This window comes from Cupriavidus sp. FW306-1B-F12B, assembly GCF_058781795.1.
This window is the reverse complement of record NZ_JBYSXC010000005.1, coordinates 301,082-325,930: the sequence shown is the minus strand read 5'-3', so window position 1 is coordinate 325,930 and position 24,849 is coordinate 301,082. Positions and strand designations below refer to the sequence as shown.

Annotated in this window: 21 protein-coding genes and 2 riboswitches; of the genes, 8 read left to right on the top strand and 13 right to left on the bottom strand. The window is 67.2% G+C overall.

Annotated elements, in window-relative coordinates:
• Positions 1–7: 7 nt before the first annotated feature.
• The gene (locus AC3WLE_RS11595; RefSeq protein WP_492351999.1) at positions 8–2,335 is read right to left on the bottom strand and encodes a TonB-dependent receptor; all 2,328 of its coding nucleotides are present in this window, start codon (positions 2,333–2,335) and stop codon (positions 8–10) included.
• Between the two features lie 156 nt (positions 2,336–2,491).
• Positions 2,492–2,590, top strand: a riboswitch (glycine riboswitch).
• Positions 2,591–2,709, top strand: a riboswitch (glycine riboswitch).
• 11 nt (positions 2,710–2,720) lie between these two features.
• Here AC3WLE_RS11595 and AC3WLE_RS11590 point away from each other — a divergent pair.
• The gene (locus tag AC3WLE_RS11590) at positions 2,721–4,034 is read left to right on the top strand and encodes a D-amino acid dehydrogenase (protein WP_492320635.1); all 1,314 of its coding nucleotides are present in this window, start codon (positions 2,721–2,723) and stop codon (positions 4,032–4,034) included.
• 351 nt (positions 4,035–4,385) lie between these two features.
• Here AC3WLE_RS11590 and AC3WLE_RS11585 read toward each other — a convergent pair whose 3' ends face one another.
• Positions 4,386–4,979, bottom strand: a complete 594-nt coding sequence (locus AC3WLE_RS11585; RefSeq protein WP_492320634.1) for a type VI secretion system amidase effector protein Tae4 — start codon at positions 4,977–4,979, stop codon at positions 4,386–4,388.
• Positions 4,980–5,433: 454 nt separating this feature from the next.
• Between AC3WLE_RS11585 and AC3WLE_RS11580 the strand changes: the two genes are divergently transcribed.
• Positions 5,434–5,646 (top strand): hypothetical protein, encoded by a 213-nt coding sequence (locus AC3WLE_RS11580; protein WP_492356361.1) that lies wholly within the window; start codon positions 5,434–5,436, stop codon positions 5,644–5,646.
• 261 nt (positions 5,647–5,907) lie between these two features.
• Positions 5,908–6,489, top strand: a complete 582-nt coding sequence (locus AC3WLE_RS11575) for a hypothetical protein (protein WP_492356360.1) — start codon at positions 5,908–5,910, stop codon at positions 6,487–6,489.
• Between the two features lie 10 nt (positions 6,490–6,499).
• Here the strand turns inward: AC3WLE_RS11575 and AC3WLE_RS11570 are convergent, their stop codons facing one another.
• Together AC3WLE_RS11570 and AC3WLE_RS11565 are read right to left on the bottom strand one after the other, a co-directional pair.
• Complete coding sequence (locus AC3WLE_RS11570) at positions 6,500–7,672, bottom strand: M20 aminoacylase family protein (RefSeq protein ID WP_492317959.1); 1,173 nt, start codon at positions 7,670–7,672, stop codon at positions 6,500–6,502.
• 25 nt (positions 7,673–7,697) lie between these two features.
• The gene (locus AC3WLE_RS11565) at positions 7,698–9,041 is read right to left on the bottom strand and encodes a DUF3100 domain-containing protein (protein WP_492317960.1); all 1,344 of its coding nucleotides are present in this window, start codon (positions 9,039–9,041) and stop codon (positions 7,698–7,700) included.
• A 189-nt stretch (positions 9,042–9,230) separates the two neighbouring features.
• On the opposite strand from AC3WLE_RS11565, the gene AC3WLE_RS11560 reads away from it, so the two are divergent.
• Entirely contained in the window at positions 9,231–10,151 is a 921-nt protein-coding gene (locus AC3WLE_RS11560) for a LysR family transcriptional regulator (RefSeq protein ID WP_492317961.1), read from the top strand.
• Positions 10,152–10,154: 3 nt separating this feature from the next.
• Here AC3WLE_RS11560 and AC3WLE_RS11555 read toward each other — a convergent pair whose 3' ends face one another.
• The 7 genes from AC3WLE_RS11555 to AC3WLE_RS11525 form a co-directional block, all read right to left on the bottom strand.
• Positions 10,155–11,153, bottom strand: coding sequence for a Bug family tripartite tricarboxylate transporter substrate binding protein (locus AC3WLE_RS11555; RefSeq protein WP_492317962.1), 999 nt, complete (start codon positions 11,151–11,153; stop codon positions 10,155–10,157).
• 30 nt (positions 11,154–11,183) lie between these two features.
• Positions 11,184–12,428: an ABC transporter substrate-binding protein gene (locus tag AC3WLE_RS11550; RefSeq protein WP_492351525.1), complete on the bottom strand. Its 1,245-nt coding sequence runs from the start codon at positions 12,426–12,428 to the stop codon at positions 11,184–11,186.
• 80 nt (positions 12,429–12,508) lie between these two features.
• Positions 12,509–13,615, bottom strand: a complete 1,107-nt coding sequence (locus tag AC3WLE_RS11545; RefSeq protein ID WP_492317964.1) for a Bug family tripartite tricarboxylate transporter substrate binding protein — start codon at positions 13,613–13,615, stop codon at positions 12,509–12,511.
• Between the two features lie 76 nt (positions 13,616–13,691).
• Positions 13,692–14,420: an SDR family oxidoreductase gene (locus AC3WLE_RS11540; RefSeq protein WP_492317965.1), complete on the bottom strand. Its 729-nt coding sequence runs from the start codon at positions 14,418–14,420 to the stop codon at positions 13,692–13,694.
• 14 nt (positions 14,421–14,434) lie between these two features.
• A complete protein-coding gene (locus tag AC3WLE_RS11535; protein ID WP_492356359.1) occupies positions 14,435–15,628 on the bottom strand; it encodes an acyl-CoA dehydrogenase family protein in 1,194 nt (397 codons plus the stop codon).
• The gene (locus AC3WLE_RS11530; RefSeq protein ID WP_492317967.1) at positions 15,622–17,244 is read right to left on the bottom strand and encodes an AMP-binding protein; all 1,623 of its coding nucleotides are present in this window, start codon (positions 17,242–17,244) and stop codon (positions 15,622–15,624) included. The genes AC3WLE_RS11535 and AC3WLE_RS11530 overlap by 7 nt, the downstream gene beginning before the upstream one ends.
• 12 nt (positions 17,245–17,256) lie before the next feature.
• Complete coding sequence (locus AC3WLE_RS11525) at positions 17,257–18,345, bottom strand: cyclase family protein (protein WP_492317968.1); 1,089 nt, start codon at positions 18,343–18,345, stop codon at positions 17,257–17,259.
• Positions 18,346–18,487: 142 nt separating this feature from the next.
• Here AC3WLE_RS11525 and AC3WLE_RS11520 point away from each other — a divergent pair, with 142 nt between their 5' ends.
• The gene (locus AC3WLE_RS11520) at positions 18,488–19,288 is read left to right on the top strand and encodes an IclR family transcriptional regulator (protein WP_492317969.1); all 801 of its coding nucleotides are present in this window, start codon (positions 18,488–18,490) and stop codon (positions 19,286–19,288) included.
• Between the two features lie 34 nt (positions 19,289–19,322).
• On the opposite strand, the gene AC3WLE_RS11515 is transcribed toward AC3WLE_RS11520, so the two are convergent.
• Positions 19,323–20,558 carry a CaiB/BaiF CoA transferase family protein gene (locus tag AC3WLE_RS11515; RefSeq protein WP_492356358.1) on the bottom strand — a complete coding sequence of 412 codons (1,236 nt, stop codon included), beginning with the start codon at positions 20,556–20,558 and terminating at the stop codon, positions 19,323–19,325.
• A 125-nt stretch (positions 20,559–20,683) separates the two neighbouring features.
• On the opposite strand from AC3WLE_RS11515, the gene AC3WLE_RS11510 reads away from it, so the two are divergent.
• The 3 genes from AC3WLE_RS11510 (at position 20,684) to AC3WLE_RS11500 (ending at position 23,889) form a co-directional block, all read left to right on the top strand.
• Positions 20,684–21,529, top strand: coding sequence for an IclR family transcriptional regulator (locus tag AC3WLE_RS11510; protein ID WP_013952140.1), 846 nt, complete (start codon positions 20,684–20,686; stop codon positions 21,527–21,529).
• 123 nt (positions 21,530–21,652) lie between these two features.
• Entirely contained in the window at positions 21,653–22,651 is a 999-nt protein-coding gene (locus tag AC3WLE_RS11505; protein WP_492317971.1) for a Bug family tripartite tricarboxylate transporter substrate binding protein, read from the top strand.
• A 35-nt stretch (positions 22,652–22,686) separates the two neighbouring features.
• A complete protein-coding gene (locus AC3WLE_RS11500; protein WP_492356357.1) occupies positions 22,687–23,889 on the top strand; it encodes an acyl-CoA dehydrogenase family protein in 1,203 nt (400 codons plus the stop codon).
• A 28-nt stretch (positions 23,890–23,917) separates the two neighbouring features.
• Here the strand turns inward: AC3WLE_RS11500 and AC3WLE_RS11495 are convergent, their stop codons facing one another.
• Positions 23,918–24,829: a LysR family transcriptional regulator gene (locus AC3WLE_RS11495; RefSeq protein ID WP_492317973.1), complete on the bottom strand. Its 912-nt coding sequence runs from the start codon at positions 24,827–24,829 to the stop codon at positions 23,918–23,920.
• Positions 24,830–24,849: the final 20 nt, after the last annotated feature.

Below are 24,849 nucleotides of genomic sequence, written 5' to 3'. Positions count from 1 at the left end.
CACGTGCTCAGAAGGAAAGTTTCGCCTCGGCGTAGAACGTCCGGCCCGGATACGGGTGGTAGACGTAGTAGCGCTGGTCGGTGAGGTTGTCGATGCCAAGCCCGAGGCGCACGTTCTTCGCAGGCCGGTACGTCAGCTTGACATCAAAGGTCAGGAAGCTGCTGGTGCCGCCGAAGGTGTCGGGATTGACGTCGGAATTGTCGAGCGTATTGTACTGCCGCCCCGAATAGGTCATGGCCAGCGTGCCGGCCCAGGCCGGCGTGATGCGATAGGTGCCCATCAGGTTGGCCCGCCACTTGGGAATGCGGTAGAAGTACTTGCCCACCGAGGCCGGGTTGTTGGCGTTCTCGAGCGTCTTCGAATGGTTGTAGGCCCCGCTGGCCGACAGGTCGAAGCCGCTGACGAACACATCGCGCGCGTCATAGGCCAGCTCGATGCCGCGGGTGCGCACGCGGTCGACGTTCTGGAAACTGGTGACGGTCGGGAATACCGTGGTATTGGTCTGGCTGACCAGGGCATCGCGGATATCGTCCTCATACACCGAGACCCGGAAGTACGACGAATCCAGCGTGCGCTCGAAGGTCAGGTCCTTCGAGAATGACCGCTCGGGCCGCAGGTTGGGATCGTTGTTGATCAGCGCGGTGCCGGTGATGCGGCCCTGGAACAGCTCGCTGACAGTCGGGTAGCGATAGGCCTGGCCCAGCGACAAGCGGCCCAGCCAGTCCTGCCCGAAGGCCTTCTCCAGCGCCAGCTTGGGCGACCAGTTGGATTCGCTGCGCACCGGGTAGCCGATGTCCACGCCGGGCTGGCTGCGGCTGCCGTCATAGGCGCGCCAGTGTTCGTAGCGCACGCCGGGGATCAGCTTCCAGTCCTCGGCAAAGTACCAGGCGTCCTGCGCATAGAGCGCCTGGGTCTCGGTCTTGCCGGCAAAGGCGTTGTTGAAGGCGGTGATGGTGACCGCCTGCCAGTCCGAGGTGTTGTAGGTGGTGTTGCTCAGCCGGTAATTGTCATAGTGGTAGCCGAACGTGACCCAGTGCCCGCCCTGCAGCAGCTGCGGGCGGTAGTCGGCCTTCAGGTCGAGCGTGCGCCAGCCGGTGCCGTCGCCATAGGTCACCGTGCCCGGCCCGCTGCCGGCGGTGTTGGCGCTGCGGCTGATGTCCTTGCTGACATCGAACAGCGACGCCACGCCCGAGAAATTCCAGCCGGTCTCATTGCGCGTGCGCAGCGACAGGCCATAGAGCCAGCGCGCGTCCTCGCCATTGCTGGGGGCAAAGGCGTTGGCGGGAATCACATAGCGATAGCCGCCGATATTCACGGGACCGCTCGACACAACATTGCCATCGGCATCGCGCAGGTAGCTGCCGGTGGCGCTGGAGCGGTCCTGCTGCCAGTAGGCCGCGGTGAACTGCGCCTGCAGGGTATTGGTGATGTCGTAGCCAAGCTTGAGCTTGAGCTGGTCCTGCACGGTGTGGGTGACGCCCTCGCTGTTCACGCCCATCACCACGCGGTCGCGGCCGGTCTGGTCCTGGTCGAAGTAGGCGCCGGTGACCGGCTTGTCGGCAGAAGTGGCGCGGGCCGTGGAGCGTGCCGCGGTATAGAAGCTCAACGGCTGGCTCTTGCTGTCCTGCCGGTCCACGCTGACCAGCCACGAGAACGGGCCGACGCGGTCGCCCACATAGGCGTTGGCGTGGACCCCGTTGAAGTTGTCGTGCGTGCCGTACAGGCTGAAGCGCTGCGTGAACAGCTGCACGCTGGCATCGCCCTCGAGCTTCTCCGGCGTGCGCGTGGTGATCAGCACCGTCGCACCCAGCGAGTTGCCGGGATATAGCGCCGAATACGGGCCGTACAGCACATCCATGCGCTCGATCTCGGCGCTGTTGACCAGCGACCAGCGCGGCGGGAAGCTGAAGTCCGACCCCAGCAGGTTGGACAGCAGCAGGCCGTCCGCATACACCAGCCCGCGCGCCGACTGGCGCGAACTGGTGCTGCGCACCGAGATGATCGAGTTCATATCGCCGATGAAGCGCTTGCGTACGGCGAGGTTGGGCGCGTACTTGAGGGCGTCTTCCGTGTTCACCACATTGAAGTCGGCCATGCGGCGGCTGCTGATGCCGTAGGCCGGCGAGGGCGTGTTGGGCGGTATCGCCGGCGTCTCGGCGCGCTCCGACTTGGCCGAGACCACCACCTCCTGCAGCGGCTCGGGCGCGTCCACCACCTGGGCGGCGGCGACGGCGGGGCCCATCAGCACCGCCGAAACGGCCAGTGCAATGCGATTTTTCTTCACTGGAAAACCTTGTTGTCGTCTTTTTCGACTCACTCCACCTGAGCGCAGCATACGGCGCCTCTCCCCGAGAGCGAGCGCTGACATTTTATGGGGCACGGGGACGCAGGCCGATGCGACATAGCGACGCGGGCGGCAGGCCGCCTAAGCGTTAACCCGCATATCCAACGTCGAGCCTTGTCACTACATTGCCCCGATTGGCATCAAGCCAATGTGATGCAGGGAGAGACTGTCGCGGCGCCCGCCGCGGACAGCGCCGAAGGAGCAACCGCCCCGGAAACTCTCAGGCAAAAGGACCGGCATCACCAGTCAGTGCACTCTGAAGAATGCCGGACGCTATCGTCCGCCGGCATACCGAAGGAGCAAGCGCGCCCCGCCCTCGCGGCCGGGTGTCGTGAATCTCTCAGGTCCAGAACAGAGGGGGCGTCCGCCACGCATATTGCGTCCGGGCTCCCACCATCGACGTTCCTGGAACCTGCAGATCATGAAATCAATCGCTGTCATCGGCGGTGGCATCACGGGTGTCACCACGGCCTACGCGCTGGCCCGGCGCGGATTCTCCGTCACACTGTTCGAACGCCACCGCTATGCCGCCATGGAGACCTCGTTCGCCAATGGCGGCCAGTTGTCGGCCTCCAACGCCGAGGTCTGGACCCACTGGTCGACCATCGTCAAGGGCATGAAATGGATGCTGCGCAACGACGCCCCGCTGCTGGTCAATCCCCGGCCCAACTGGCACAAGCTGTCCTGGTTCGCCGAGTTCATCGCCGCCATCCCCCACTACCGCCGCAACACCATCGAGACCGCGCGCCTGGCCATCGCCGCGCGTGAACACCTGTTCGCCTGGGCGGCGCAGGAAGGCATCGATTTCGACCTGAAGAAGGAAGGCATCCTCCATATCTACCGCGACAAGGCCGGCTTCGAGCATGCCGGCCGGGTCTCGGCGCTGCTGGCGCAGGGCGGGCTGGAGCGGCGCGCCGTGACGCCCGAGGAGATGCGCGCGATCGAGCCGACGCTGGCCGGCTCGTACTACGGCGGCTACTTCACCGAGAGCGATTCCACCGGCGACATCCACAAGTTCACCAGCGGCCTGGCCGCAGCCATCGATCGGCTGGGCGTGCGCTGCCTGTACGGCCAGGACGTGCAGGCGGTGAAGGCCGACGGCAGGCGCGCCACCGTGACCGTGCAGGACGGCGCCGACACGGCCACCTCCAGCTTCGATGGCGCCGTGATCTGCGCCGGCACCGCCAGCCGCGCGCTGGCCGCGGGGCTGGGCGACCGGGTCAACATCTATCCGGTCAAGGGCTATTCGATCACGGTCAACCTGACCGACGAGGCCAGCCGCGCCGCCGCACCGGTGGTCAGCCTGCTCGACGACGAAACCAAGCTGGTCACCAGCCGCTTGGGCGACGACCGCTTCCGTGTGGCCGGCACCGCCGAGTTCAACGGCTACAACCGCGATATCCGCGCCGACCGCATCCGCCCGCTGGTGGAATGGGTGCAGCAGTGCTTTCCCGGCGTCAGCACGCGCAGCGTGGTGCCTTGGGCCGGGCTGCGGCCGATGATGCCGGACATGCTGCCGCGCGTGGGGCGCGGGCGGGCGGCATGCATCTTCTACAACACCGGGCACGGGCACCTGGGGTGGACTTTGTCGGCGGTGACGGCTGATATGGTGGCGGGAGTTGTCGACCAGCATTTCGGCGCGAACGTGGCAGTCGCGCCGGGTGCGCCGCTGGCATTGGCCAAGGCCTGAGTTCGCGGGTGTTTTCTCCCACTCTCCCATTTGTGGGATAGGGGCCACTGTGCGCGAACAGCGCCGCGCCATGATGGAAGCATGGGGCGGCGCATGTATACGCTTGAAGAATAGTGGACGTGATGCCCTATCTTCGCCCGGATGAGTATCCAAGCCATCCACCAATTAATGAGGCTGCGACCATAGACACGAACCAGCCAACAAAGAACAGATTCGATGCATGCTGCTTCGTGTCGAACAAACTTCCTGTCCCGCGCAACACTACAATGCCGAAGAGATATAACCCGCCCCAAGCAGCAAGCGTAGCCAGGACAGCGCCAACAATAGCGCCGATGACTGCTCTCAGTATCTTCATTTTATGGGGAAGAAAATAATTGTCTTCGAGTTGCGAAAATCTGACCAAACACCTGGAACCACAATATTCCAACTTACTCTTAGACCAGTACCAAAGCCTGTAAGTTTTTCCCCATTCCATAAATCGATATGGCCTCCGCTAGCATTCCCTGCCGCCTCTCCGTCACGCGCCCAATAGCCATCGAACATTATTATTCCGGTTCGCCCCTTTACTTTGCCCACCCAGTCCCGCCCTGTAATATTCTCCGCCTTCCCTAGCCCGGCAAAAGGCTGCAATTTCAACCACTCCCCGAGTTCGTTTGCTCGCGTGGCAGTGGCCTTCCCGTCTGCCGGAAGAATAATACGCCCGATACTCGGCTGCCCGGACAGCGGCTTCACAAGCTTCGATGAAAAGGACTTCATCTCGATGCCGACCCGATGAAGAGTAACACTCATTCGGATCGCGCACTGATCGGAATAGGCCGGATTGTCATATGGATTGCCCGACGGATAGTTGGCCCAGAGTTCCTGAAACGTTACCACCTTAAGCTGCACCTCCTTAATGGAATTCGGTGTCGCGTTTGTTGTCACGATCGTTTTCTTATTGGGCATACCTCATACCTCTTCCTGTCTTGCTAGAGCGTCATCGCCCCAATAAATTGCGTACTCGTTGAGATTCTCTGTATATATGCGGGGTAGCTTGCCGCTTTCGTCTATACACCCAGAGAATGCTCGCCCGTCGGGCGTCTCGATGAAGTAGGGGTAGCCTTCCAAGGGTGTATTACCCGCTCGGACTCGGACTCGGACTTGCTCGTCGTAGTCACCTGTCGCGGGCGAAGTCAGGTTCGAAGAGGCCAAGGACGCGGACGATGGCGGCGGCGGCGCATTGCGGCCTCCCCGGTTCACCTCAATAATGAAATCCGTCCGCGAGTGGATGACAACCGGGTGAGTCGGGCACTTGCAATTGACTCGCGCACCAGTCACCAACATCTGTTTGCCGTCTATATCGACGGCCAATAACAGTCATTCATCACCGCCCCCCCACCTTGCAGGCGGGGCAGGTTGCATGGTCGCCTTCGACACCGACTATCAGGTCATGATGGAATATGCTGCGGCCCGTGGCGATGAGTATGCCGCCCGAGCTTGTCTTGTCTCCGTTCCGGAGTGCGTAGCGAATATCCGGCATGACGGCCTCTTACGCGCGCACGGCATGGTAGGCGGGATCGAGCAGGCCAGCTGCAACGTAAATCTTCTTGGTTTGCGTGTCTTGCATCATTGATCCCCGGTTGGAAATGGCATTTTTGCCGAGTACTATTGAGCCGAAATCGGCGGTGGGGATCAATCAGACATGGCCTAAATTTGGGGATGATTCTTCAAAAGCTTTGCATGCCGGCAGGGCGGTCTGAAGCCTATTGTTCGCGGGACGACCGCTGATGCCGGTCACCATTGACACGGATTCACCGAACCCGTTGAACCACTGGATGCCCGTCGCCGCCCACCGGCGGGCCCCTGGTCTTCAACCCCTCCTCCTGAGTCCAGCATGAACACCATCGCGCTTGCCACCGCCAAATCCCGTCTGGCCCAATATGTCGAGGCCAAGGACAACAACCGCTCGGCGCTGATCCACGAAGCCTTTGCCGCGGATGCGTCGCTGACCTTCTCGATCGATACCGACTCCATCAGCTTCCCGCCCAAGGCCGAAGGCGCGGATGCCATTGCCGCGACGCTGGTCAGCGAGTTTGCGAAGACGTTCGACCGCTGCCGGACCTACTACCTCGGCGACGTTGCGGCGGCGCTGGACGGCAACGCCATGACGATCCCCTGGCTGGTGGTGATGCGGGAAACCGCGGCCAGCGCCTTGCGCGTCGGCAAGGGCTATTACCGCTGGGGCTTTGCCGCCGGCGATGACGGCACGTACCGTATCGCCAGCCTGCATATCCATATCGAACGGATGGACACGATCGCCGATCCCGGCGCGGTCACGTTGGCGGCCTTGCAGGCGGCACTGCCCTATCCCTGGCTGCCGGCGCCGGTGCTTGCTGCCAGCATCCAAGCGCAAGCCAGCGCGCAACCCGCGCTGGGGTTCCTGAATGTGTTCGCGCAAGCGGCCCGCATGCCCTGACGGGCGCGGGTCATCTGGCCGGCAATTGCTGCGCGACCAGCGCCACCCAATACGCCGCGCCCAGCGGCAGGATCCTGTCATTGAAGTCGTAGTAGGGATTATGCAGCGGCGGGTCCTCCGCGCTTTCACCCGCGCCGATGCCGATATAGGCGCCGGGGCGCTTTTCCAGCATGAAGGCGAAGTCCTCCGATCCCATTGCCGGCTTGATATCGGTCTTCACGTTGTCGGCGCCCACCAGTTGGGCGGCGGCGGCAATGGCAGCGTCGGTCTCGGCGGGGGTGTTGACCACGCCGGGGTAGCCGGGGCGGTAGTCAATCGCGATCCGCGCGCCGTGGGTCGTGCCCACGCCCTCGCAGATCTGCCGCATCGCGGTTTGCATGCGGTCGCGCACCGCGGGGTTCAGCGTGCGGATGGTGCCGCGCAGCACCACCGACTCAGGCAGCACGTTCCAGGTATCGCCGCCGTGGATCTGCGTGATGCTGACCACGACCGCATCGGTGGGATCGGTGCGGCGGCTGGCAATGGTCTGCAGCGCGGTGACCAGGTGCGCGGACACGACCACGGAATCGATGCCGTGGTGCGGCTGGGCGCCATGTGCGCCCTTGCCGGTGATGACGATCTCGAAGTTGTCGAGGAACGCGGTCATGGTGCCGGCGCGGATGGCGAACTTGCCGCGCGGCAACTGGGGGAAGTTGTGCATGCCATAGACGGCATCGGCCGGGAACTGGTCGAACAGGCCCTCTTCCACCATCACGCGGCCGCCGCCTTCATTCTCCTCGGCGGGCTGGAACACGAAATGCACCGTGCCGCGGAAGGCATCGCGGTGGCGCGACAGGTGCGCGGCCGCGCCCAGCAGCATGGCGGTATGGCCGTCGTGGCCGCACGCGTGCATCTTGCCCGCGCAGGTGGAAGCGTGGGCGGCCTTGCCCAGCTCCTGCATGTTCAGCGCATCCAGGTCCGCGCGCAGCGCGATGCTGGGGCCGTCGCCGTTGCGCAGGGTGCCGACCACGCCCGTCGTCGCCAGCCCCCGCTGCACCTCAATCTCCATCAGGCCCAGCGCCTGCGCCACGATGCCGGCAGTGCGGTGTTCTTCGAATGCGGTTTCCGGAACAGCGTGGATGTCGCGGCGCCAGGCCAGCATGTCCTGGCGGATGTCGTCGGCAATGTCGGGGTCGCGGTACATGGGTAATCCCTGCTACGGGTGGGGTTCAGTGGAAGAACTCGGCAATCAGCGTGGCGCCGAGGAAGGTACCGGCCGTGGCCGTCAGCGAAACCACCACGATGCGCCAGCCGAGCAACCGGAACACCGGCAGGTCCTTGGCCACCGAGAAGCCCGCCAGCGCCAGCACCGGCGTGGTGAAGGTCATGAAATTGAGTTTTTCCGTCATGGCGATGACGGCGTCGGAGAACGGGAACATCCCCGGCACGCCGATCAGCGTGACCACCACCGACATCGTCAGCAGCAGCGGCACGCGCGGGAACACGCGCTTGAGCAGGTCGCAGGCCGCCACGATGGCAATGGCCACCAGGATGCCCTTGAGCGATACCGACAGCGGCACGTTGTATGACAACTTGTTGCCGATCAGCACGCCGGCGCCGACCACGAACCAGCCCAGCGCGGCATCCCGCGCCGAGGTGCCATGCGCCAGCGCGCCATCGAGCTTGACGTCCTGCACCTCGCGCATGGCGTCACGGCGCGAGAAGCGGCCCAGTACCGGCTCCAGCTTGCCGTACAGCCATGAGCACAGCGGCAGCGACAGGAACAGCGTGAAATAGAAGCCGGCCACCGAGGTCAGCAGGTTCGACGCCGCGGCAATCGCCATGATCTCGGAAGCCTGCCCGGGGTGCTGCGCGACGATGGCGCCGACGGCCGCCGCCATCAGGCTGCCCGAGCCCACGCCGGCACCCATGGCCAGCGAACGCGGATCGAAGATGCCCAGGCTGCTGACAAACCCCGACAGCACCGCGATGAAGAGCGCGCCCAGCACGGTGCCGGTGATGTACTCGGCCAGCACGCCGCGGCCTTCCGGCGACGCCATGCCGTATTTCTCGCCGATGATGACGATATTGCCCTCGCGCCCAACCGAGAAGGTCGCGCCGACGGCCTCGCGCTTGATGCCGAGCAGCAAGGCCAGCGGCAGGCCCAGCGCCAGCGTCCCGAGCGCGTGCCCGAACTCCTGGAACAGCAGCGCCCAGCCCGCGTCCTTGAGCTGCGGCAGCGCGCCGCCCACGGTCAGGCCGAGCTTCACCACGAACAGCAGCAGCCCGGCATTGAGCAGCCCGGTGGCAAGCGATTGCAGCGGCGCGTCGATGCGCACCGCGCGCGGCACGTTCCGGGCCGCGATGCCCCACGCCGCGGCCATCAGCAGCGCCCACAGCATCGGCATCAGCACGACCTTGCCGGGTCCCAGCTTGAACTGCACCGCGCCAATGGTTTCGGCAATCGCCACCACGGCCAGCGTGACAACGGCCAGTCGTACCTTGCCACTGCCGGTGACGGCGGCAATCGGGGAAGCGGACGCAAGCGCCGGCTGGGCAATGGGGTTGGTCATCGGGTGTCTCCGCGGGAAGGCTGCTTATGTCGCACAAACGTGCTCTCTTCGGCATTCCGGTTCGATCTTGACCGCTTACCGAGAAGGATCAGGCTAGTATTCCGGCGCCTGAGCGTTTCATCAATGATCGTGATATGGGAAACTTGTTGCATTCAATGCAACGCTCAAGCGGAGTGACACGTGCTTTCGATGGACGACAAACTGGACACGCGGCGCGTGCGCTACTTCATGCAGGTGCTCGACAGCGGCTCGGTCCGCGGCGCCGCCGAAGTCCTCGACATGGACCCCTCAGCCGTCAGCCGGGCCATCGCCGTGCTGGAGAAAGACTGCGGCACGCGCCTGCTGGAGCGGCATGGCCGCGGCGTGGTTGCCACCGAGGCGGGCGATCTGCTGGCCGCCTATGTCCGCAACCAGAACAACCAGAAGCAGCAGTTGCTGGCCGAACTCGACAGCATCCAGAAGGTGGCGCGCGGCCATATCGACATCGTGGCGGGCGAAGGTTTCGTGGAATGGCTGATGCGCCATAGCCTGCGCACCTTCATGCTGGCCCACCCGGGCATCACGGTGGACCTGTCGGTGGGCAGCACCGACGAGATCGTGCAGCGCATTGTCGATGGCAGCGCCCATATCGGACTGGTGTTCCAGCCGCCCAGGGACGCGCGGCTGCGCTGCCACCACGCCCATCCGATGCCGATCCAGACCCAGGTGCTGGCCTCGCACCCGCTGGCGCAGCTGGGCCGGCCGCTGGACCTGCAGGACCTGCTGCCCTACCCCGGCGCCACCCTGCACCGGACCTTCGGCGTGCGCCAGCACATCGAGGCCGCAGAGATCAGCGAGGGCGTGCGCCTGCAGTCGCTGCTGACCACCTCGTCATTCAATGCGCTGGGGCATTTCGCGGCGGCGGGGCTTGGCTATGTCCTGTGTACGCGCCTGGCCTTGTGGAACCAGCTTAACGAGGCGCCCGTGGTGTCGCTGCCAATGAAAAACCCCCTGCTTTACCAGGGGGAAATCCAGACCGTGTCGCGCCAGGGCCGGGTGTTGTCGCCGCCGGCGGCACGGCTGTTGCGGCAGATCGTGGGGGATTTCTCGGCGCTGATGACTGGGGAGTAGGCCCTACTCCGCCGTTGCGCCGGAGGCCTTCACCGCCTTGCCCCACTGGTCGCGCTCGCTGCGCATGAAGGCATCGAAGGCTGCCGGACCCAGCACGCCTGGCCGGCCGCCCAGTTGCTGCAGCCGCTGGCCAAACTCCTTGCGCGCCAGGATGGCGGCTACCGACCGGTGGACCGCATCGATCACCGGCTGCGGCGTACCGGCGCGCGCCACCAGCCCGAACCACCCGGTGACCACGAAGTCGTCCACGCCTGCCTGCGCCATGGTCGGCACCTGCGGCAGCCCGGGCACGCGCTCCGTGCCCGTCACCGCCAGGGCCCTGACGGTGCCCGCGCGCAGCTGACCCTCCGCCGACGGCAGGTTGTCGAACATGAACGCCACCTCTCCAGACATCACCGCCGCCAGGCCCAGGTTGGCGCCCTTGTACGGCACGTGCAGCGCGTCGATGCCGGTGCGTAGCTTGAACAGTTCGCCCGACAGGTGCGTGGTCTGGCCGATGCCGGATGAGCTGAAGGTGAGGCGCCCCGGCTGCGCCGATGCCAGCCGCTTCAGGTCCGCGACGTTGCGCACCGGCGAGTCGGCCTTGACCACCAGCACATTGGGAAACACCAGCACGTCGGCAATGCCGGCCATGTCGGCGGGCGTGTACGGCAGCTTGGGGTACAGGCTGTAGTTGATGGCATTGACGCCGGTATTGCCCATCATCAGCGTGTAGCCGTCCGCCGGTGCCCGCATCAGCGCCTGGGCGCCGACAATGCCACCGCCGCCGGGCCGGTTCTCGACCAGCACCGGCTGGCCCCAGCTGCCGGCCAGTTCCTTGGCCAGCAGCCGCGCGGTGATGTCGCCGCTGCCGCCAGGCGGGCCTGGCACGATCAGCGTGACCGGACGGTCGGGGTAGCCGGCGGCATGCGCCACGCCGCTGCAGAGCATCGCCAGCAAGGCGATGCCTGCCATGCGAAGCCAGGCAAGGCGGGCAGCGTTCCGATACAGGTTTGCATTCATCACGATCTCCTTGGGCGGCCTTGCGCCCGGTCAGCGACGCACCAGCGGACAGCCCGATTCCGCCAGCGGCTTGAAGGCCTTGTCGCCCGGAATGGTGGCCAGCAGCTTGTAGTAGTCCCACGGGTATTTCGATTCGGACGGGCGCTTCACCTCGAACAGGTACATGTCGTGCACCATCAGCCCATCGTCTCGGATGCGGCCGTTCTTCGCGTAGAAGTCCGCCACGGGCAGCTCGCGCATCTTGCGCATCACCGCGGGCGCCTCGGTCGAACCGGCGGCCTGCACGGCCCTCAGGTAGTGCAGCACGGACGAATAGACGGCCGCCTGGCTCATGTTCGGCATGGCCCTGACTTTGTCGAAATAGCGCCGCGAGAAGGCCCGCGTCTCCGCGTTCATATCCCAGTAGAACGCTTCGGACAGGACCATGCCCTGTGCGGTCTGCAGGCCGATGGCATGGACGTCGTTGATATACATCAGCAGGCTGGCCAGCCGCTGCTTGCCGCCGGCACGGATACCGAACTCGCGCGCCGACTTGATGACGTTGACCAGGTCGCCGCCAAAGCTGGCCAGGCCGATCACGCCGGCATCGCTGCCTTGCGCCCGCACCACCGCGGACGAAAAGTCGGACGCGCCCAGCGGGTGGCGTACCTCGCCGGCCACGCTGGCGCCCTCCTGCTCCAGCGCGGCCCGGGCCGCATTGACGATGTCATGGCCGCCGGCGTAGTCGGCCGTGATGAAGTACCAGCGCTTGCCGCCCTGCCTGGCCACGGTACGCGCGACCGAGTTGGCCAGCGCATAGGAGTCGTAGGCGTAATGCACGGAAGTGGCCGAGCACAGGTCGCCGGTCAGCCGGTCCGATGCCGGACCGCTGAGCACCAGCACCTTGCCTTTCTCGCGGGCGACGTTGAGCACGGCCAGCGCCGTCGACGAGCCCGTCACGTCATGGATGGCGTCGACCTTGCGCACGTCGAACCATTCGCGCGCCTTGCTGGCGGCAATGTCGGCGCGGCCCTGGTGGTCGGCCACCACCAGTTCCACGTCGCGCCCCAGCACCTTGCCGCCGAAGTCGGCAATGGCAAGCTGGGCTGCCGTGGCGGTGCCTTTGCCGGAGATGTCGGCGTAGACGCCGCTCATGTCCAGGATCAGGCCGATCTTGACGGACTCGGCGGCGCGCGCGGGCTGCGCCGCCAGGCCCAGCGCGGACCATACCGTCACGCATACACATGCCGCGGCAAATCGGCGCGCGCGTGCCAGGCCCTGCCATTGAAGTTGCATAGCTGTCTCCTCGCCGTACGATGCGGCGTTGTCGGGTCTTGCGATGGGGTGGGAGCGTCTTGCGTCGCTGGTGCGGACGGCTACCCGGCCATCAGTCCGGTGTCGCGGATCATTGCGGTCCAGCGCTCGCGCTCGGACTGCAGGAACCTGGCATAGCCGGCAATGGTGCCGCCGGTGGGCGTGACCCCCAGCGCCACCATGCGCTCGCGCATCGCGGGCGCGCCGATGGCCGCTGCCGCCGCCGTGTGCAGGCGCTCGGCAACCGGCGCCGGCGTCCCGGCCGGCACGAACAGGCCGTTCCAGATCGGCACGGCATAACCGGGAAAGCCCAGTTCCGCCACGGTCGGCACGTCCGGCATGCTGGCCGTGCGCTCGGCGCTGATGGTGGCAAGCACGCGCACGCGGCCGTCCTGCACCAGCGGGCGCGTGAATGGCACGGTCATCACGGCCACGTCGATGCGGCCTTCCAGCAGGTCGGCCAGCGCCGGGCTTTCGCCCTTGTACGGCACGTGCACCATCGATACGCCGGCACGCTTGCTCAGGTATTCGAGTGCGACATGCAGCGGACCAAGCATGCCGGTGGACATGTAGGAAACCGCCCGCGGCCGCTTGCGCGCCGCCGCGAGCAGATCGTCGAGCGAGCGGTACGGGCTGCCGGCTGCGACCGTCAGCACATAGTCGACATTGCAGAGGTAGGCCACCGGCATCAGGTCCCGCACCGGGTCATACGGCAGCGACGGCTGCGTGTAGGCCAGCACGATGTTGGTGCCCACGCCCCCGAGCAGCACGCTATAGCCGTCAGCCGGGCTCTTGGCCACGGCCGTGGCCCCGATGGCGCCCGCCGCTCCAACGCGGTTGTCCACCACCATCGGCTGGGCCAGCGAGGACTCCATGGCGCGGCCCAGCAGCCGGCCCAGCGTGTCGGTGGCGCCGCCGGGGGCGAACGGAACGACCAGGCGCACCGGCCGGTTCGGATAGGCGCCGGCACCGGTCGTAGCCAGCGCCGACGTGGCCGGCCAGCCCAGCGGCGCCAGCAGGCCGGCGGACAGGCCGCGCAGCACGCTGCGCCGCCGCGCTGACACACCGCGCTCCCGCGCGCTCCCCTTGCCGCTCGCGGCGCCCACATCATGATCGCCACCCGTCTCGGTGCCGCCTTGGCCGCGGCCCTCTGCATCCAGCACTTTCATGTCGTGTCTCCTCTCTTTGCGTGGCCCGCGCACGGTTCGGTGCCGGCGTCGGGAAATCACTGGCGCCCGGCCCGGCTCAGACCCGGACCGCGCTGACCGTAAGGCCGCCGTCGATATGCAGCGTCTGCCCCGTCATGAACCCGGAACGCTCGTCCAGCAGGAAGGCGATCGCATGCGCGATCTCTTCCGGCGCGCCCACGCGCTGAACCGGCACCGCCGCCATCAGCGCCCGGGTCTTGGGGTCGTCCGGCGGGCTGGCCGTGCGGAACAGCTCGGTGGCGATCGGCCCGGGGGCGATCACGTTCACCGTGATGCCGGACGCCGCCAGCTCCAGCGCCCAGGTGCGGCTCATGCCGATCACCGCGGCCTTGCTGGCGCTGTACGCGGTGCGGTTCACCTTGCCCAGTGCCGCGCGCGACGACAGGTTGACGATGCGCCCGGCGCCCTGCGCGCGCATGCCCGGCAGCAGCGCCTGGGCGCACACCAGCGCCGCATTGACATTGACGCGCATCGCGTCGTCCATGTCGGCGAGCGAGGCGTCGTCCAGCGAGGTGGTCGGCGCCATCGCCGCATTGTTGACCAGCGCATAGAACGGTTCCTGCGCGGCCAGCCGCGACACCAGCGCCCGCGTCTGCGCCAGGTCGTTCAGGTCGCAGCAATGAAAGGCCGGGTCGTCAGCCAGGTCTGCCGGCCGGGTCCGTGCCAGGCCAATGGCCTCATATCCATCCTCGCGCAGGCGCGCCAGCGTGGCGCGCCCGATACCCTTGCTCGCGCCGGTGACCAGCACGCGTCGTCTCGTAGCCATCGATACTCCTTGTATTAAGAAATGCGGTGCGGTCCCTGGCGCTGTGCGCCCAGCACCTTGCGTCCGATGATCAGCTTCTGGATCTCCGAAGCCCCTTCGTAGATGCGCATCGGCCGCACGTCGCGGAACAGCTGCTCGATCACGCACCCTTGCGTGATCCCGAGCGCGCCGAACAGCTGCACGGCGCTGTCCACCACGCGGAACGCGGCCTCGGTCCCGCCCAGCTTGGCCATCGCGGCCTCGCGGGTGATGGTGGCCTGGCGCACGTCGCGCAGCCACGCGGCGCGATAGACCAGCAGCGCGGCGGCTTCCATGTCCAGCGCCATGTCGGCCGCGCGCATGCGCACCGTGTCCATCTCGGCCATGGGCTTGCCGAACAGCGAGCGGCTGCCCATGCGCGCCACGGTCTCGTCCAGCGCGCGGCGCGCGATCCCGACGGCGGCGGCGCCGACCGACGAGCGGAAGATGTCCAGCACCGACATCGCCACCTTGAAGCCGTCGCCCGGCGCACCCAGCAGGTGGGCGGCCGGCACTTCGCAATGGCGCAGGTGCAGCGTGGCCAGCGGGTGCGGCGCGACGATCTCCAGGCTGGTGTCGATGGTCAGCCCGGGGCTGCCGGCTTCGACCAGGAAGGCGGACAGCCCCTTGGCGCCGGGCGCCTGTTCGGAGCGCGCCACGATCACGTAGTAGTCGGCAATGCCGCCGTTGGAGATATACGTCTTGGCGCCGTCCAGCACATAGACATCGCCGCGCCGCGTGGCGGTGGTCGCGGTAGCGGCCACATCCGATCCGCCCTCGGGCTCGGTCAGCGCAAAGGCCGCAATCTGCCCGCCTTGCCGGCAGCCGTCCAGAAATCGCTCGCGCAAGGCGGCGCTGCCATGCAGCCACAGCGGGGCGGCACCGATGCCTTGCATCGAGAACACAAAATCCGCCAGCGCCGAGCCATACGACAAGGCTTCGCGCACCATGCAAACCGAGCGCAGGTCCAGCGCCGGGCCTGCGTCACCTTGCAGCGTAGGCACCGAGTAGCGCAGCAGCCCGGCCTGGCCCAGCTCGGCGGCCAGGCGGCGGCATTGGGCCGGCAGCGGCAGGGCCTCCAGTTCCGGCGCCAGCGCGGCCTGGCGCTGCTGCCAGTCATCGAGTTCGCGCGCCAGGGCGGCATGGCTGGCGTCGAAGAAGGGAAGATCCCAATGGGTCCATTTCAGCATCGTGCAGTCTCCTCGGCCGCCAGCATCTGCTGGGCCATCGTGCGCAGTTCGTTCTTGCGGACCTTTTCGCCGTTCGGGCTCGGGGTCACCGGAAAGGCATCGACCCGGAACACGCGGATCGGCACCTTGAACACCGCCAGCTGCGCCTTGCATGCGGCCAGCACCGCGGCCTCGGCATGGGTATAGCCGCTGCCGCCCATGACGAAGGCCACCGGCCGGGCGCTGCCGTGGGCCTCCACGGCGACCACCTGGCACGCAGCGGCGCCGCTGGCCGACAGCACCACCTCTTCGATCTCCAGCGGATTGACCAGGTAGCCGCCGATGCGAAGCACATCGCCGATGCGCGACAGGTGCGTGAAGCCGCCATCGCCGTTCAGGTAGGCCAGGTCGCCGGTACGCAGGTACCCATCGTCGGTAAAGGCGGCGGCAGTGGCCGCGGCGTCATCGAGATAGCCAAGCATGACGTCGGGGGTGAGCAGCTCGAGTTCACCGGATTCACCCGGCGGCAGGCACTCGCGGGTCTCCAGCGAGCGCACGCGCACGCGCGCCGCCGGCGCCAGCGGCACACCTCCCGATTGCTCGCGCCGCGCCAGCGGGGCTTGTGCCGGCTGGCTGGCGAACAGCGCCAGGGTTTCACTCAGGCCATAGCAGCCGCGCATGGCAATGCCGCGCTGCTGCGCCCGTTGCGGCAAAGCCGTCAGCCCCGGCGTGAAGTTGGCATGCCCGTACATGCGCAGCACAGGCGGCTTCCATTCCGGGCCGCCCGCGTCCAGCAGCTTGTCCAGCATGTCGTTGGTGCCGAACATGTGCGTGATGCCGTCCGCCACCAGCAGGCGCGCGGTCTCGGCCGGCTCGAAGTTCTCGACCAGCGTCAGCGGCGCCTGGGCGGCCAGCGCGGTCATGGCAACGGTGTAGCCGAAGGCGCCGCAAAGCGGGATCGCCAGCAGCAGCCTGGCGTCGCCGCCCTGCATGGCAAGGGCGGCCGCCACGTCGCCCGCGTGCCGCGCCACCCGGCCCTGGCCATGGACGATCAGCTTGGGCTGGCTGGTGGTGCCGGACGAGGACAGGATGATGCACGCATCGCCGGGCTCGCCACCGGCAACAGCATCTGGCGCAGCGCCAGCCAGGTCATCCAGGTCAACGCGCGCCAGCCGTGGCCACGGGTGCGCCACCGCGCCGGCGCGGCCCAAGGGCGCGTGCACCGGCGTCTGCAGCAATGGCACCGCCAGCGCAAGCGTGGCGAGGCTGTGCGGCTCCACCGCGCCCATCAGGGCGTCATAATCCTTGCCCCGGTACGCCGGCATGTACACCAGCGCCTTGCAGCGGGCACGGCGGATGAAGTCGCCGGCTTCCATTGCGCCATACCGCATGTTCAGGCTCATGACGCTTGCGCCGATGCGGGCGCAGGCAAAGGCAACGCCAAGCCAGTCCGGCACGTTCGGCAGCCACAGGCCCACCACGTCGCCGCGGCCTATGCCATGCCGGCGCAGGCCGCCGGCGATGCGCAAGGCGCGCTCGCGCAGCGCGCCGTACGTGATCGCGCTGCCCTCGAAGCGCAGCGCCACCGCATCGGCAGGCGCGGCGTCAAGCAAGTCGAACAAGGTACGTTCCACCATGATCGCTCCCGCTCAGACCGTGCCAACCGGTGTCACCGGCGAGCCCACCGCGCCAGGCAGCCGCAGCGGCGGCGCGGTCAACAGGAAGCGGTTGCGCCCGTTGGCGCGCAGCCATTGCGCCAGGGGTGTCAGGTACCAGAGCTCTCCAAACGGCATGCCCAGCTTGAACAGGCATAGCTCATGCAGCGGCAGGAAGGCGCACGGGCCCGCCTGCGGGCGCGCGGGGATGGCCTCCACGCCGTAGTTGTCAGCCACGATGGCGGCGATCCCGCTGTCGATGATCCACTGGTGCAGCTCGGGGTCGCGCCCGTCAAGCGCCGCGCCGAAACGCTCGGCCATGTCCGGCTCAGGCTGGCGGTTGCGCTTCAGCAGCAGTTGCGCAAACCCCGTGTGCAGGCAAAGGATGTCGCCCGGCTCGACCGTCACGCCATCGTCGCGCATGATCTGCGCCAGTTGCCGGTAGCCAACGCGGGTATGCCCGTCGCCAAGGTGCGCGCGCAGGTCCACCATCACCGCACGGCCCTGCACGCCGTGCTCGGCAATCTTCTCGATGCCAAGCGCCAGTGCGCGCGACTGGCCGTCCAGCGCCGGATCATCGTCCGGCCCCTGCACGTCGATGCCCGCCCGGAAGCCGTTGTAGTAGACCATCTCGCTGACGCCGTCGCCGTCGGCGTCAAAATGCCCGCCCACGTGCGCCAGCGCATCCCATTGCGTCGAGTACTGCAGGAACATGTGCACGTAGTCGTCGCAGACCACGTCAGTGAGGTCGGCGTTTTCGCGCGCCAGCGCGAAGTTCATGCCCAGCCCCAGCGCGCGCGGCGTCGGCTTGATGACGGGCGGGTGGCGCCGCGGGTTCAGGGCGTTGCCGCCCGGGAAGTCCAGCGGCAGGCTCAGGCAGAAGCGCAGCCCTTCCCTGACCTCCGCCGCGCCCTGCCTGACCTTCTCCGGCGTGATCAGGTTGAGGCGGCCCAACTGGTCGTCGGGCCCGAAATCGCCCCAGTTGGATTGCTCGGGCCGTTGCTGCCAGCGCGCCGTGCGCCGGGTTGCGGCACCTTCAACCGGCCGGGCATGGGGGGCGTGCACGTACTTGTACTGGGTCATGTCGTCTCCTCTGGAATGGTGGCCACTGGCGTCCCGGTGCCGGGCGCGGCTCCCGGACGCTGGCCGTGGTCTCTGTTTTCTATTCCAGCGGAACGTCGATTACACTACAAGCAATTTTGATTAGTTTGATTACATTGTGATCATGACCAAAAACCAGGCTGCCAAGGGGCCGGCGGAAACCGGCGTGGCAGGCACCCAGAGCCTGTCGCGCGCACTGGCTCTGCTCAAGTGCATCGGCGCCGCCCATGAGCGCGGCATCGAACTGGCGGAACTGCTGGCGGCAACCGGGCTGGACCGCAGTACCGCGTTCCGGCTGGTGTCGGGGCTGGTGCATGCGGGCTTTGTCGAGCGCGAGGCGGACACCAAGAAGTACCGCCTCGGCATCGAATCCATGCAGCTTGGCCTGACTGCGATGAGCCGGGCGCCAGTGCTGGTCAGTTGCCGCCCGATGCTGCAGTCGCTGGCCCGCCAGACCGAGGACACGGTGTTCCTGGTCATCCGCAACGGCGACTACGGACACTGCCTGCATATGGAAGAAGGCAGCTACCCGATCAAGGCCCATACCCTGATGGTCGGCAGCCTGCGCCTGCTGGGGATCGGCACCGCCGGGCTGGCCTTGCTGGCCAGGCTGTCCGATGCGGAGATCGACGCGCTATACCGGCGCCATCGCGACGAATACGACGCCGCCGGCCTGACGCGGCTGCGCCTGCTCGAACTGGTGGAGCGCACGCGGCGCCAGGGCTATTCGGAAAGCGAAAACCTGGTGACCGCGGGCGCCGGTGGGGTTGGCGCCGCGTTCGAGATCAGCCAGGGGCACTACGCCGCCTTGAGTGTCGCCTCGGTGATGTCCCGGATGAACAAGGCCAGGCGCACATGGGTGGCCGGGTTGGTGCTTGAGGAAGTCCGGAAGGCGGAAATGCAGTTGCGCGCGGCGCTGCAGTGAAACGGTCCGCGCCGCTGAACTCGCCGAGCGCCGATCAGACCACGCCCTCTGCCCGCAGCCGGGCCAGCTCCTCATCCCCGATGCCAAGCCGCCCATAGACCTCGGCATTGTGTTCGCCCACATCCGGCCCGGTACGCGGTGACGGCGGCGCATAGCCCGAGAAGCGCGGCACCACGCATGGCGCCGGCACCGAGCCCAGATCCGGATCGGGCAGCCGGACGATGGCCTGGCGCGCCGCCATCTGCGGATCGTCGACGATGTCGGCGATGCTGAATACCTTGCTGAACGGCACCTGGCACTGCACCAGCCGCGCCGCCACGGCGGCATAGGGCTGCGCGGCAAACCACTCCGCAATGCTGCCGTCCAGCGCTTCGATATTGCGCACGCGCCCGGCGTTGGTGGCGTATTCCGGCGCCTGCGCCAGTTGCGGCGCGTCCATGGCCTCGGCGAGCCGGCGGAAGGTGGCGTCGGAGGAGGCCACTACCGTGACCCAGATCTCGTCCGCGGTGCGGTACATGTTGGACGGCGCCGCGTAGGTGGTGCGGTTGCCGGCGCGCTGGCGCACATGCCCCAACTGTTCATATTCGATGGCCAGCGGATCCAGCAGGCGGAACAACGCCTCGGTGGCGGCCAGGTCGATCTCGCGGCCGCGCTGGCCGGGCCTGGCGTGCTGCTCTGCCACCGCAGTGGCAATCGCAAAGGCGCCGAACAGCCCGGCAATCATGTCTCCCACCGGGTAGTTCATATGCATCGGCCCGCTCTGCGCGGTGCCCGCCAGGTTGGTGAAGCCGCTCCTGGCTTCAAAGATGCGGGCAAAGCCCGGCCGCGCCGCATCGGGCCCGGTCTGGCCGAAGCCGGTCAGCCGCAGCACGATCAGCTTCGGGTTAGCCGCATGCAGGGTGTCGAGATCCAGCCCCCAGCGCGCCAGCGTGCCGGTGCGGAAGTTCTCGACCAGCACATCGAACTGGGGCAGCAAGCGCAGGAAGATCTCGCGGCCGCGCGGCGTGCGCACGTCGAGCGAGATGCCGCGCTTGCCGCGATTGGTCACCTTCCAGTACAGGGCGTGGTCCTCGGTAACCGGCTCCAGCCCGCGCAGCGGATCGCTGCCGTCGGGCAACTCCAGCTTGACCACATCGGCGCCCATGTCGGCACACAGCGTGGCGGAAAACGGGCCGGCCACCACGGTGGCCATGTCGAGGATGCGCAGTCCGCCCAGCGGGCCCGTGCAGTGTGCGTCTGGCGATACAGCGTGTGTGTCCTGGTCTTGCATGGCGGGCCTCCGGCGGCATTGGCGTCTGCTGCAAGGTGGCAGGCGGCTGGCCCGGATGCAAGCACGGTTTCGCTGTGCGGAACGGTCGTGCTACAACATTGACGCCCCCATCTCCGGATCCCAGCATGGAACCCAAGCAACCACCGCACAGCATGGACCGCAACCCGGAACACCTGCCCCTGCCAGGCCTGGCCAGCGAAGATGCACTGGCCACTGACCGCCAGTTCGCCACCAACCTGGCGCGCGGGCTGGAGGTGCTGCGTGCCTTCACGCCGTCCAGCCCGGTGCTGGGCAACCAGGACATCGTGGCGCGCACGGGGCTGCCCAAGGCGACGGTGTCGCGGCTGACCTACACGCTGGGGCTGCTCGGCTTCCTGAGCCGCGTGCCCGGCAACCAGAAGTACCGGCTGGGCGCCGGCGTGCTGGCGCTGGCCTACCCGATGCTGGCCGGGCTGGCGATCCGCCAGGTGGCGCGGCCGTATATGGAGGCGATTGCGCGTGAAACCGGCTGCACGGTGAACCTGGGCATGCGCGAGCGGCTGTCGGTAGTGTACGTGGACAGTTGCCGGCTGGATCCCGGCAACCTCTACCAGCCGGACATCGGCAGCACCCGGCCGCTGCTGGCCAGCGCGATCGGCCGCGCGGTCTTGCTGGCCTGCAGCGCCGACGAGCGCACGGCACTGCTGAACCGGCTGCGCGTGGACGATCCGGAGCGCTTCAACGTCGAGCGCCAGATGTGGGCGGACGACCAGAAGCACTTCCGCGCGCACGGTTACTGCCTGAGCCGCGGCGAGTGGCGGCCAGAGATCCACGCGATCGCGGCACCCGTGCGCCAGTCGCTGCACGAAGACCCGTTTGCGCTGAACTGCACCATCGCCGCATCGCGCAACCGCGACAACATGCTGGAGCGCGAGGTGGCGCCAAGGCTGCGCGAGGCGGTGCGGCAGATCGAACTGAGCTGCGCGCGCTAGCCGACAGGACGCAGCAATGCAGTCCGCCGGCGATGTCGCCGGCAATGACAAGCGGCCCGCCAGAGGCCCGCATGAAAACGCGCCGCGGGAAATCCCCCGGCGCAGGCAACCCAAGGAGACAAGATGGATGCCATCCAACCGTTGCGCCAGCTCGCTGCCGGCATGCTGGCCTGCGCCGCGCTGATGCCGCTGCCATTGCCGGCCGCCCCTGACAATGCGGCGCGCTTCCCGGACCGCCCGATACGGATCATCGTGCCGTTCTCGGCGGGCGGCGTGGTCGACTCCGTCACCCGCATCACCGCGGATAACATGGCGCGGGTGCTGAAGCAGCCCGTCATCGTCGAGAACAAGACCGGCGCCGGCGGCGCCATCGGCGCGGACTTCGTCGCCAGGTCGCCCGCCGACGGCTATACGCTGCTGGCGGTCAGCCCCAGCTATGTGGTCGGGCCGCTGCTGAACCCGTCGATCCAGGGCAAGAGCGGCAAGGACTTCCGCGCGGTGGCGGGCATTGGTGCCGTACCCAACGTGATCGTGGTGCCGGCTTCGTCGCCGCTGCGCACGCTGCCTGAACTGCTCGATGCCGCGCGCAGCAAGCCCGGCACGCTGACCTACGCCAGCGCGGGCGTCGGCACCTCGAACCATCTCTCGGCGGAACTGCTGGCGCAGATGACGCAAGTGAAGCTCACCCACGTGCCCTACAAGGGCCAGCCCGAGGCCATGAGCGACCTGCTGGGCGCGCGCGTCTCGATGATGGCGCTGACCTCGGCCATTGCCCGCCAGCAGGTGCAAAGCGGCAAGCTGCGCGCGCTGGCGGTGACTTCGGCAAAGCGCTCGGCCGTGATGCCCGACGTGCCCACCGTGGCCGAAGCCGCGCGCCTGCCCGGCTATGAAGTGGGCGGGTGGTTCGGCCTGGTCGCGCCGCAGGGCACGCCGGACGCGGTGGTGCGCAAGCTGGCCGAGGCCGCCGCGCAGGCCACATCGGACCCCACCACGGCACGCCGCCTGGCCGAACTCGGCATGGACCTGGCACCGCAATCCACCGCCGCATTCGACCGCTTCCTGGACACGGAAACCAGGAAATGGACCGGCGTGCTGAAGACCGCCGGCATCACGGCACAGTAGCCGCATACGCTCATCCAACCTACCGGAAACATCCCATGATCCGCGACTCCGCCCGCCAGCAAGCGCTGCTTGCCGATATCCGCCGCTTCGTGCTCGAAACCTGCATCCCGCTAGAGGCGGAGATCGACCGCACCGATGTCATCCCCGAGCCCGTGGTCGAGCAGATGCGCCGCCTCGGCCTGTTCGGCCACAGCATCCCTGAAGCGTACGGTGGCGCAGGGCTGACCACCGAGGAACTGGCGCTGGTGAACATCGAGGTCTCGCAGGCCGCCACCGTGTTCCGTGCCCGCTTTGGCGGCAACACCGGCATCGCCTCCGAATCGCTGGTGGCCGACGGCACCGAAGCGCAGCGGCAGCGCTACCTGCCGCAACTGGCCTCCGGCAAAGTGACCGGCTGCTTTGCGCTGACCGAACCGGAAGCCGGCTCCGATGCGACATCGCTGCAAACCACCGCAAGGCAAGACGGCGATCACTACGTGCTGAACGGCAGCAAGTGCTTTATCACCAATGCCCCGATCGCGCACCTGTTCACCGTGTTCGCCCGCACCGATCCCGATACGCCCGGCGCGCATGGCATCAGCGCCTTCCTGATCGAACGCGGCACTCCCGGCCTCAGCACCAGCGAACCGGAACGCAAGATGGGACAGCACGGCTCGCCGGTGGGCGATGTCTACCTGAAGGACTGCCGCGTGCCGGCCAGCGCCATCGTCGGCGGCAAACCCAATGTCGGTTTCAAGACGGCGATGAAGGCGCTCAACAAGCAGCGCATCAACCTGGCCGGCTTGTGCGTGGGGCCCGCCATCCGGCTGGTCGACGAGATGGTCCGCTACGCGGCGCAGCGCCGGCAGTTCGGCAAGCCGATCGCGGACTACCAGCTGGTGCAGCAGATGATTGCCGACAGCAATACGGAACTGCACGCCGCCCGCGCACTGGTGCTCGACACCGCGCGCAAGCGCGACGCTGGCGAAGACGTGACCATGGAGGCGTCGATGTGCAAGCTGTTCGCCTCGGAGATGGCCGGCCGCGTGGCCGACCGCGCGGTGCAGGTATTTGGCGGCAGCGGCTACATGGCACGCACCGTGGCCGAGCGCTTCTACCGCGATGTGCGGCTGTTCCGGCTGTATGAGGGCACGACGCAGATCCACCAGCTCAATATTGCGCGCAGGACGATGGAGGCGCGGGGGGCGGCGCTGGAGGGGAGCGGGCCTGAGCCAGATGCGAGGCAACCGGCGCGGTAGCCGGATGGCGTCCTTGCTGACTATCTGACTATCCGTGCGCGCTGGCAGCCAGCGCGTCCATGAACGCCTGCCGCAGCGGCGTCTGCTCGGTGTCCCGGCGCCGGAGCACGCCGACCATGCCCTCGCGCCGGTATGGCAGCCGCAATATCGCCACCTGCCCCAGGCGACTGAAGAATGCTGCCATCCGGCCTGACATCACGGCCAGCAGCTCTCCCTGCTGCAGCAGCGACACGTTGGCAAGCAACGTCGCGCTCTCGATCCGCACGCATGGCGCGGGTTCGCCGGCCAGTGCCAGTTCGTAGTCCAGCTCGCGCCGGATCTGGCTGGTCACGGGCGGCCCCACCCAGGTGTAGGCGCGCGTATCCGCCCACCCGACCTTGCGCTTGCGCGCGAGCGGATGCGTGGGGCCGGCGATCACGCGGATAGTCTCCGGATATAGCAGGTCGCAGCGCAGCGCGCCGTCGATGCCCTGCACTTCGGTACGTCCCATGACGAAGTCCAGCCGCCCTTCGCGCAGGGCCGGCAGCATCTCTTCGACGGTGCCCTCTGCCAGCGTCAGGTGGGCATCGGGAAAGCGCTCGCGAAACCGGCTGATCGCCGACGGCAGCAGATCGACCGATACGGTTGGCGTCGCGCCGATCGCCAGTTGCCCGGCCGCGCCTTCCGCCATCACGCGAATGGTGGCCTGGGTGCGTTCGATCTCATTGAGGATGGTGCGGGCATGCACCACCAGCGCTTCGCAGAAGCGGGTCGGCACCAGGCCGCGCGAATGCCGCTCGAACAGTGCCACCCCCAGTTCACTCTCCAGCTCGGCCAGCCAGCGGGACAGGGCCGGCTGGGTCATGTTCAGGCGCGCAGCGGTACGGCTGACATTGCGGGTTTCATGTAGCGCCACCAGCACATGCAGCTGGCGGATACGCATCCGTTGGGTCCAATCCATGGTATGAGTTTCAGGTTATA

Bases quoted from the DNA above. Each gene is read 5' to 3' on its own strand.
- AC3WLE_RS11595 (WP_492351999.1), bottom strand. From the start codon at position 2,335: ATGCTGCGCTCAGGTGGAGTGAGTCGAAAAAGACGACAACAAGGTTTT.
- AC3WLE_RS11585 (WP_492320634.1), bottom strand. From the start codon at position 4,979: ATGCCCAATAAGAAAACGATCGTGACAACAAACGCGACACCGAATTCC.
- AC3WLE_RS11580 (WP_492356361.1), top strand. From the start codon at position 5,434: ATGGTCGCCTTCGACACCGACTATCAGGTCATGATGGAATATGCTGCG.
- AC3WLE_RS11575 (WP_492356360.1), top strand. From the start codon at position 5,908: ATGAACACCATCGCGCTTGCCACCGCCAAATCCCGTCTGGCCCAATAT.
- AC3WLE_RS11570 (WP_492317959.1), bottom strand. From the start codon at position 7,672: ATGTACCGCGACCCCGACATTGCCGACGACATCCGCCAGGACATGCTG.
- AC3WLE_RS11565 (WP_492317960.1), bottom strand. From the start codon at position 9,041: ATGACCAACCCCATTGCCCAGCCGGCGCTTGCGTCCGCTTCCCCGATT.
- AC3WLE_RS11560 (WP_492317961.1), top strand. From the start codon at position 9,231: ATGGACGACAAACTGGACACGCGGCGCGTGCGCTACTTCATGCAGGTG.
- AC3WLE_RS11555 (WP_492317962.1), bottom strand. From the start codon at position 11,153: ATGAATGCAAACCTGTATCGGAACGCTGCCCGCCTTGCCTGGCTTCGC.
- AC3WLE_RS11550 (WP_492351525.1), bottom strand. From the start codon at position 12,428: ATGCAACTTCAATGGCAGGGCCTGGCACGCGCGCGCCGATTTGCCGCG.
- AC3WLE_RS11545 (WP_492317964.1), bottom strand. From the start codon at position 13,615: ATGAAAGTGCTGGATGCAGAGGGCCGCGGCCAAGGCGGCACCGAGACG.
- AC3WLE_RS11540 (WP_492317965.1), bottom strand. From the start codon at position 14,420: ATGGCTACGAGACGACGCGTGCTGGTCACCGGCGCGAGCAAGGGTATC.
- AC3WLE_RS11535 (WP_492356359.1), bottom strand. From the start codon at position 15,628: ATGCTGAAATGGACCCATTGGGATCTTCCCTTCTTCGACGCCAGCCAT.
- AC3WLE_RS11530 (WP_492317967.1), bottom strand. From the start codon at position 17,244: ATGGTGGAACGTACCTTGTTCGACTTGCTTGACGCCGCGCCTGCCGAT.
- AC3WLE_RS11525 (WP_492317968.1), bottom strand. From the start codon at position 18,345: ATGACCCAGTACAAGTACGTGCACGCCCCCCATGCCCGGCCGGTTGAA.
- AC3WLE_RS11520 (WP_492317969.1), top strand. From the start codon at position 18,488: ATGACCAAAAACCAGGCTGCCAAGGGGCCGGCGGAAACCGGCGTGGCA.
- AC3WLE_RS11515 (WP_492356358.1), bottom strand. From the start codon at position 20,558: ATGCAAGACCAGGACACACACGCTGTATCGCCAGACGCACACTGCACG.
- AC3WLE_RS11510 (WP_013952140.1), top strand. From the start codon at position 20,684: ATGGAACCCAAGCAACCACCGCACAGCATGGACCGCAACCCGGAACAC.
- AC3WLE_RS11505 (WP_492317971.1), top strand. From the start codon at position 21,653: ATGGATGCCATCCAACCGTTGCGCCAGCTCGCTGCCGGCATGCTGGCC.
- AC3WLE_RS11500 (WP_492356357.1), top strand. From the start codon at position 22,687: ATGATCCGCGACTCCGCCCGCCAGCAAGCGCTGCTTGCCGATATCCGC.
- AC3WLE_RS11495 (WP_492317973.1), bottom strand. From the start codon at position 24,829: ATGGATTGGACCCAACGGATGCGTATCCGCCAGCTGCATGTGCTGGTG.